Source organism: Thermodesulfobacteriota bacterium (assembly GCA_040756475.1).
Lineage (GTDB): Bacteria > Desulfobacterota > Deferrisomatia > Deferrisomatales > JACRMM01 > JBFLZB01.
Genome location: JBFLZB010000202.1, coordinates 1 through 7908 on the forward strand (window position 1 = coordinate 1; position 7908 = coordinate 7908).

Here is a 7908-nt window from a genome sequence, read left to right on the forward strand (position 1 = left end):
GTGACCAGACGCAAGCCGAGCAGCCGCCCGAAGAACGCCCGCAGCCGCCCCGGGTCGGCGCGCAGCTCGGGCACGTAGCGGCCCATCACGGGCAAGAGCCCCAGGCTGGCCGCGAGCACGAACCACAGGGAGACGGACGTGATGAGCGAGTAGCGGCCGTACACCTCGGGGCCCATCATGCGGGGCACCACCGCCGCGAACGCGATTCCCGCCCCCACCTGGGCCCCCCACTGCACCACCAGGAGGCCGGCGTTGCGCACCGAGCTGCGGGCCTCGGCCGACATCCCCGGCTCGGGCACGGGGCCCGGGGTCAGAGCCGTCCCCACTCGACCCCGTCCAGGTCCGAGGCCACCAGGGAGCGGCAGAAGCGAAACTTCCCCCCCGGCCCCGGCTCCTCGAGCCGGTCCACGAGCTCCAGCCGAAAGGCCACCCCGGTGGGAAGCCGCTCGGCCGCGAGCCGGCGCACCCGCGCCGTCCTCTCTTCCCCGGGGGCGTCGAAGGGCTGTACCTGGAGCACCACCAGGTCCTCGCGCACCTGGGTGAGCTGGTAGCGGTCGAACCACCCCGCCTCCGCCTCCATGATCGGCACGACGATCTCGTCGGGGTGGAGCAGCCCGCCCCCGGGCATCCGGAAGTAGTCGTGCATCCGGCCCTCGACGCCCCGAAGGGTGGAAAACGGCGCCCCGCACGAGCAGACCTCCGGCCCGCGGATGGCCACGTCCCCCAGGCGGTAGCGCAGGAACGGCATGGCGTAGCCGTGGAGGCCGGTCACGACCACCTCGCCCCGCTCCCCGGGCCGGGCCGGACGGCCGTCGCGCAGGACCTCGAGGACCACGTTGTCGTCGCACACGTGGTAGCCCCCGGCTCGGGAGCACTCCCAGGCGAGCAGGTTGAACTCGTGGGCCCCGTAGATGTCGAAGACCGGCGCCCCGAACCCCTCCTGGATGCGCTGCCGGCGCAACGGCGCCAGGGTCTCGCCGCCGGCCACCACCAGCCGCGGGGCCAGTTCCGGCTGGGGGTGCTCGCGGAGGCTTCCGGCGGCCCGGCTGAGCACGCTCGGGTACCCCTTGATCACGTCGGGCCGGGCGGCGGTCAGGGCGTCGAGCAGGCGCTCCGCCGGCCACAGGCTGTCTACCGGAAACTCCCGATGAATTCCCAGGGCCTGGCGGAGCCGTCCCGCCCAGGAGCCGCGCCGGTGGCTGGCCGAGACGAGGCGCACGTGGCCGATCCGGTCCCGCAGCCGCACCCCGAAGTCGCGCAGGGCCCGGAGGCGGAACTGGTTGAGTAGATGGTCCTCCGCCTCGGTGCGGCGAATGACGAACGGGCGCCCGCTGGAGCCGCTGGTGGGCCGCCGCACCAGGGCGCGGGCCGACACCCGGCCGGAGATCACCTCCTCCAGGGGCCGCGTGCGGTAGTCCTGGGACGAGGTCATGGGAAGCACCGAGAGGTCTGCGACCCCGCGCACGTCCTCAGGGCGCACCCCGCAGCCGTCCAGGAGCGACCGGTAGAAGGGCACGGTGCGGTAGGCCCGGGCCACCACGGAGCGCAGCTTGCGGTCCCGAAACCCGGCGAGCTCCTCCCGGGAGGCGGCCGGGTGACGCCACAGCCGCGCCAGGGTGTGCAGGTGCTCGCCCCTCACGGCGCCGCGCCTTCGTCCCCCGGCTGCTCCAGGGCCGCCAGGAGCCGGGCGGCTTCGGCCCGAGCACCGGGGAAATCGGCGGACCCGTCCGGCTCCCGTTGCGCCACGAACCACAGGAACGTGTGCCGCCTTCCGAAATCGGTCTCGGCCGCGTGGTCGGCCCGCAGCACCGAGAACCCTGCGCCTCGCAGCGCCCCCTGCGCCCCCTGGCTGCCCAGCGAGCTCCAGTACATGGGCACGCCCAGCCAGCCCGGGTCGTAGAGCCCGCCGAAGGGCCGCGACGCCAGATTGGCCAGGAAGAGCCCCCCGGGGCGCAGCCAGCCGTGGATCCGGGCCATCATCCCCGGCTGTTCCCGGCGGGGCAGATGGATGAGGGAGTAGAACGCGGCGACCGCGTCGAACGATCCCGCCGGAAAGTCGAGCTCGGCCATGTCTCCCCGCAGGAAACGGCCGCCGGCCACTCGCTCCCGGGCCAGACGGACGTTCTCGGCGGAGAGGTCCACGCCGGTGACCTCCAGGCCCCGCTGCGCCCAGAGGGCCGCCTCGGCCCCCGGCCCGCACCCGAGGTCTAGGACTGCCGACCCCCGGGGCAGGCTCCCGGCCAGGGCCGCGGCCCATCGGCCCCGCCGTCGATTGCCGCCGCAGGAGAGCGACCACTGCGCGTACGCGGGAGCCATGGCGTCGTAGCCCTCGCCGACCAGGCGCTTGGCCCTCTTCCCGTTCCAGGGCAGCGCCAGGAAGCGGGCGCGGAGCCTGCGGCGCAGGATCCCCACGACCTCGGCCAGGGACCGGCGGCTCCCCGTGCCGGCTCCCTGGGAGGGACCCTCACCCTCCCGGCTTGGCAGACCAGTACTCCCGCAAGGTCGCGATCTTGTCACCTCGGAACTCCAGAATGGCCACTTCCCGGATGTGCCGGGGCACGCGCTTTCGCACGTCTCGAAACCGGGCCTCCCACTCCGCGATGGCCGTGTCGCCGTCCAGGTAGAGGTGCAGCAGGGCAAAGCGGATGTCGGCCTGCCCCCGCACCACCGTCTCCTCCCAGTACCGGCGAAGCCCCTCGTGGCCGCGGCAGGGCTCCTCGAACGCCCGCTCCCGATAGGTGGCGTCCTCGGTGAAGATGGTCAGGATCTTCTCGGGGTCCCGCCCTTCCCACGCTTCCCGGTAGGTCTCCAGCACTTCCAGCACCCGGGCTCTCTCCAACATCGCTTCCTCCTCGGCGCACCGGGCCCGCCCGGCTCACTGCCGCCAGGCCGCCACCCGGTTGTACACCCAGGCGATCACCACGCCGGCCGCCGCCCCCGCGGCAAACCCCCAGGCCGCTCCGACGAAGCTCCCGGCAAAGGTGACCCGGTACCCGATGAAGTACTGGGAGAGGAGGCTCAGGTGGGGCCCCACCGGGGGCCCTCCCTTGAGCACGAGCCAGTTGGTGGCAGCGAAGATCGCGAGCGCGCCCAGGAGGCCCAGGGTCAGGGCCAGGACCTTGGCGTCGAGTCGCAGGACGCCCCGCAGGAGGTCCTGGACCTCGGGGGAGGAGCCGGGAGGGTTCTTCATGGCGCCGCCTCCGTCAGGGGTGACTGGGGAAGATCACACGCGGTCCAGGATGTTTCGCAGCGACACCGACTCCTCGCGCCTGCGCACCCGGTACACGTAGAGGGCCAGGGAAAAGTTGCGCAGCCACGCGAAGACCCAGCCGAAGGCGAAGCCCACGGTACAGCCGTACCAGAGGCCCACGAAAGCACCGCCCCACGTGACCCGGTATCCCGGGAAGTACTGGGCCAGCAGCCCGAGCTTCGGGCCCACCACCGGCCCTCCCTTCACCACGAGCCACAGGGTCGCCAGGAAGAGGCCGAGCCCCGCCGCGGTGCCCACCGCCGCCCCGAAGGCCACCTTGTCCAGGCGGGCGAGCGCCCGCTGCAGCACCGCCTCGTAGAGGCGCCCCCCCTTGGCGGTGCCCTGTTCCTCCAGGTACTCGTCCTCCTCGTTCACGTCCCACACGTCGTGCCGGGCCCCCAGGGCGTTCTGGGCCGCCAGGATGCCGGTGAGCATGGAGTGGTCCATGTTGTTGTAGCGGTGCATCCCGCTGCGGCCGGCGGTCTGGAGGTTCTCGAAACCCGCCAGGTGGCTGCGCACCACCGCCAGGTGCTCCTGGTAGTCCTGGTCGTATACGGGGTAGGCGTCGGGCTGGCGCACCACCACGTGGTCCACGACCTCGGAGGCCCGGGCGAGGCCGAGCCGCTCCAGCTCCCGGGCCGCCAGGGCCCCCAGCTCCGCGTCGGGGCGGCACCACAGCTCGTCGCCCTCGTTGCAGAAGTACTCCATCCCGACCCCGGCGCGCCCCGGCTCGGGGACCATCTCGGGGCTCCAGTTGCCGAAGTTCTGGATGCGCCCCACCTGCACCTCGGGGCTGTGGACGTAGATCCACTGGTCCGGGAAGAGCCCGGCCCGGTCCAGGATGAGCCCCACCATGAGAAACGACCGATGGGAGAGCCGCGCGGCGGCCTCGACCACCTGGGACGGCGGTGCGGGCTCCAGGAGCCCCGGAAGCTTCTGGAGGGGAAGGGTGGAGATGACCCGGCTCACCGGGAGCTCCCGCGCCTGCCCCCCCTCCCGCACGCGCACCGCGGTCACCCGGCCGTTACGGCCGTCGTGGCCGTCCCCACAGACCAGCCCCGTCACCTCGGTGCCGAGGCAGACCCTTCCTCCTCCGGCCTCGATCCGCTCCCGAAACCGCTCCCACATCATACCGGGGCCCCGCCGGGGATAGTCGAAGGCGTCGATCAGGCTCTTGGCCTTTCCCGCGCCCAGGAGGGCCTTGGCCACGGCGGTGGCCAGGGAGAGCCCCTTGATCCGCTGGGCCGCCCAGTCCGCCCGGATCCGGGTGCAGGGGATGCCCCACACCTTCTCCGTATAGGTGCGAAAGAAGGTCTCGTACAGGCGGCGCCCGAAGCGGTTGGCCACCCACTCCTCGAAGCTCTCCTCCCGGGGGCTGGGGGCGATTCTCGCACGGACGTAGCTCGCGAGGATGAGCAGGCTCTCCAGGGGGCCCAGGTTGGCCAGGGTGTTGGAGATGACCAGGGGGTAGCGGAAGAACCGGCCGTTGTAGTAGATGCGCGAGAGCCGCGGCACCCGGAGGAAGTCTTCGCCGAGCACCTGGTGCCAGAGGCGCTCGATCCCCTCGTTCTTCGTGAAGAACCGGTGGCCGCCCACGTCGAATCCGTAGCCCCGGTGCACCTCGGTGCGGGCGATGCCGCCGACGGCGGCGCCCTTCTCCAGGACGAGCGGCGCCACACCCCGCTGCACCAGCTCGTAGGCGGCCGCCAGGCCCGCGGGCCCGGCCCCCAGCACCGCGACCGGCTCACCCCCCATCGGCGGCTCCCCCCGCAAACCCCCACGCACTGCGCCGCCGCCGGTGCCCCGCCCCCAGCCGGTGGCGCAGCAAGCCCGCCGCAAACGCCAGTCCGCAGTAGAAGAAGTAGAGCCAGTGCCAGAAGAGGGACCGGGCCAGGAACCCCCCTGCGCGCTTCCGATAGAGAAACCCGTAGAAGTGCCGGTTCAACACCAGGAGCGCCGCGGCCCACAGGGGCGCCGCCCCCAGGAGGCCGGGGGCGAAGGCTCCGGCGGCGAGCGTCCCGACCAGCAGCCACGCCGCCGCCACGCTCGCCCGGGTCGAGAGGTCGGTGTTGAGGTCGTTTACGAGCCCGCCGCGGCCCAGGAGGAGCTCGGTCCAGGGAAGGGCCCGGCCGAAGATCTCGGCCCGCAGGTGGGAAGCGGGCTCCCAGCGCTTGAGGTGCTTGACCTGGAGGTCCTTGACGAGGCGGATCCGGTATCCCTTTTCCCGGAGGCGGTACCCGAGCTCGATGTCCTCGATGCACGGCGTCCGGTAGCCCTCGTCGAACCCCCCGGCGTCGATGAACGCCGCCCGGCGCACGGCGCCGCAGCCGGCCCAGAAGGTGGAGGCCTCCTCCCGGCCGCGCTGGTGCACGTAGTGGTGCTGCAGGTTCTTGTACTGGGAGAGGAAGTTGGGCTCCGCCGGGGCGTCGTCGTAGGAGCCGAAGCAGGCGCCGAGCTCCGGGTCGGCGGCAAACACGGCCTGGACCCGCGCCACGGTGTCCGGGGGCGCGAGCACGTCGGCGTCGAGGAAGAGCACCACGTCGCTTGCCGCGGCCCGAACGCCCGCGTTGCGGGCCCGGGACGGCCCCCGGGGCCCCGCGATGCGCACCACCCGGGCCCCGAGGCCCCGGGCGAGCTCCGAGGACCCGTCCTCGTCCCCGTCTCCCACCACGATCCACTCCGCCGGCGGCGGGGCAAGCGAGGCAAGGGCCTCGGCGCAGCGGCGGAAGGCCGCCCCCCCGTTGTACACGGGCACGATCACCGCCACCGAAGGAACCCCGGACCCCGCCATTGCGCCCCGCCTCTCTCCACCGCGCCCGCCGAGCAACGGGCCGGCATGCTACTACAAACGCGGCGAAGGCCACCACCGCGAGCCGGCACCTGCTGTGTCGCCGCGTGCAGGCCGGGATCGGGAAGGAGCCGGTCAGTCCTCCAGCTTCTCCACGTTCTCGCCAAACGGCCGCGAGGCCAGCTCCTCCCGGTCTCCGACGATGAGCTCGGCGGCGATGGCAGCCGCCTCGGTGATGACCTCGCGGCAGTGCAGCGCGTGCTCCCGGCAGAGCCACTGGTCCTGCCACGCGGTCGTGATCTCGCGGCACAGGGTGGTGCCGAACTTCTCCCGGAAGCGGTTGGGAATCTGGTTGAACAGCCGGTAGAGACCGGGCCGGCCGTAGAGCTCCTCCTTGGACCTCGCGGCCACCTCCTTGCGGTCGCCGCCCTCGGGCAGCGACGCCCGCCCGTGGACCGCGCTCACAGCCATTACCGCCCCCGCCAGGGCACCGCAGGTGTCCCCGTACAGGCCGATGCCGCCGCCGAACCCCGTGGCGAGCTTCTTCGCCTCCTCGGGCAGACCGGTCTCCGAGAGGGAGAGCACAGCCTCGGTGATGCACTCCGCGCAGTTGTAGCCGAGGGAGAAGTTGCCCCGAGCACGCTGCCGGATTGCATCGATCTTTTCCTGGTCGGTCATGACGTCCTCCTGCGGGTGGGGGAACCGGCGGTTGCTCGGACGCCTGTACCGCTTCCTGCCGGTGCCCGTCAAGGGCTGCCCGGGCTCGGCGCTGCGGCTCGGGGACCGTAGGCGGCCAGGAAGACCTCGACGGCATCGCGCACGAGCTGCGCCCTCTCGGCCTCGGAGGGGGGATCGGCACCGATGGACATGGTGAGGTGGTCCTTGAAGATCACCATCCCGAGGAAGAACACGGCCGCGCGGACGGGGTCCGGCACGTGCAGCCTGCCGGCCCGGGTCTCGCGCTCCAGATAGCTCGCCAGCCCCTCGAAGGTCGTCTTCGGCCCCGACTCGTACCAGAGCCGCGAGAGGTTCGGGAGAGGCTTTGCGTTGGCGACCGCGAGCCGGTACTGATTGATGGCGTTCTCGGACAATGCGAGCGCCGCGATCCGCTTTCCGATGCGGGTGAGCGCTTGGCGCGGCGTGCCCCCCCCGGGGGCTGCCGACTCGATTTCCCGGATCATCTCCCGGGCCAGGTCCTCGATGACGGCCTGGAGCACGCCTTCCTTGTTGCCGAACAAACCGTAAATCGTGGACTTGGACCCCCCGGCGACGCGGATGATGTCGTCGACGGTGACGGCCGCGTACCCCTTCTCCGTGAACAGGGCATAGGCCGCTTCCAGAATGGCCTTGCGCCGCCTCTGGCCGGCCGCCCGCGCGGGCACGTTTCGGTTCCTTCCCTCCGACATCCCGACCCCTTCCCGCCGCCTCCCGGCACACTTCCAAACCCTCGCCGCACGGCCGCCGTCCCGACTCCGACCCGGTCCCGCCCGGTGCCGGGCACCGGCGCGCCCAATCAGCCTGAAACCGTACGGTACAGGACACCGGGTGGTCAAGACGAGTTCCCCTGAAACCTCCGGACAGGAACTCCGCACAACGGCCACGCTCAACGCACGGGGTGGCCGGGGGGGGACTGGGGCACTCGGGACCGCTGCCGAAAGTCCCCGACCCCGGCGATCGAAGAATTCTTGGACGACGAAATTCTTACTTGACTCGTTCTGTACGGTACAGTATCTTGCGCACACGCCAATACCGTACCGTACAGTATTGGAAACCGTGGGGGCCCGGCCGGGCGAGAGACGCCCGTTCCACAATCGGGCCCCGCCCCACCCCGAAGGAGTGTGAGATGCGAAGCGTGACAGCAGTGTGCCTG

General features: G+C 71.9%; 9 protein-coding genes. All 9 read right to left on the reverse strand.

Features of this window, described 5'->3' with window-relative positions; genetic code table 11:
• Positions 1-326 (reverse strand): hypothetical protein (locus tag AB1578_19995; protein MEW6490175.1); only part of this gene is annotated, 326 nt, incomplete at its 3' end.
• Positions 311-1639: a hypothetical protein gene (locus AB1578_20000; protein MEW6490176.1), complete on the reverse strand. Its 1329-nt coding sequence runs from the start codon at positions 1637-1639 to the stop codon at positions 311-313. The genes AB1578_20000 and AB1578_19995, both read right to left, overlap by 16 nt.
• Entirely contained in the window at positions 1636-2412 is a 777-nt protein-coding gene (locus tag AB1578_20005) for a class I SAM-dependent methyltransferase (GenBank protein ID MEW6490177.1), read from the reverse strand. The genes AB1578_20000 and AB1578_20005 overlap by 4 nt, the downstream gene beginning before the upstream one ends.
• A gap of 52 nt (positions 2413-2464) precedes the next feature.
• Positions 2465-2842: a nuclear transport factor 2 family protein gene (locus tag AB1578_20010; protein MEW6490178.1), complete on the reverse strand. Its 378-nt coding sequence runs from the start codon at positions 2840-2842 to the stop codon at positions 2465-2467.
• 33 nt (positions 2843-2875) lie between these two features.
• The gene (locus AB1578_20015; GenBank protein MEW6490179.1) at positions 2876-3190 is read right to left on the reverse strand and encodes a hypothetical protein; all 315 of its coding nucleotides are present in this window, start codon (positions 3188-3190) and stop codon (positions 2876-2878) included.
• Between the two features lie 33 nt (positions 3191-3223).
• Positions 3224-5005, reverse strand: a complete 1782-nt coding sequence (locus tag AB1578_20020; GenBank protein MEW6490180.1) for an FAD-dependent oxidoreductase — start codon at positions 5003-5005, stop codon at positions 3224-3226.
• Complete coding sequence (locus AB1578_20025) at positions 4995-6041, reverse strand: glycosyltransferase (protein ID MEW6490181.1); 1047 nt, start codon at positions 6039-6041, stop codon at positions 4995-4997. Before AB1578_20025 ends, AB1578_20020 begins: the two co-directional genes overlap by 11 nt.
• 132 nt (positions 6042-6173) lie before the next feature.
• The gene (locus tag AB1578_20030; GenBank protein ID MEW6490182.1) at positions 6174-6716 is read right to left on the reverse strand and encodes a C-GCAxxG-C-C family protein; all 543 of its coding nucleotides are present in this window, start codon (positions 6714-6716) and stop codon (positions 6174-6176) included.
• 68 nt (positions 6717-6784) lie between these two features.
• Positions 6785-7420 carry a TetR/AcrR family transcriptional regulator gene (locus AB1578_20035; protein ID MEW6490183.1) on the reverse strand — a complete coding sequence of 212 codons (636 nt, stop codon included), beginning with the start codon at positions 7418-7420 and terminating at the stop codon, positions 6785-6787.
• Between the last annotated feature and the right edge of the window lie 488 nt (positions 7421-7908).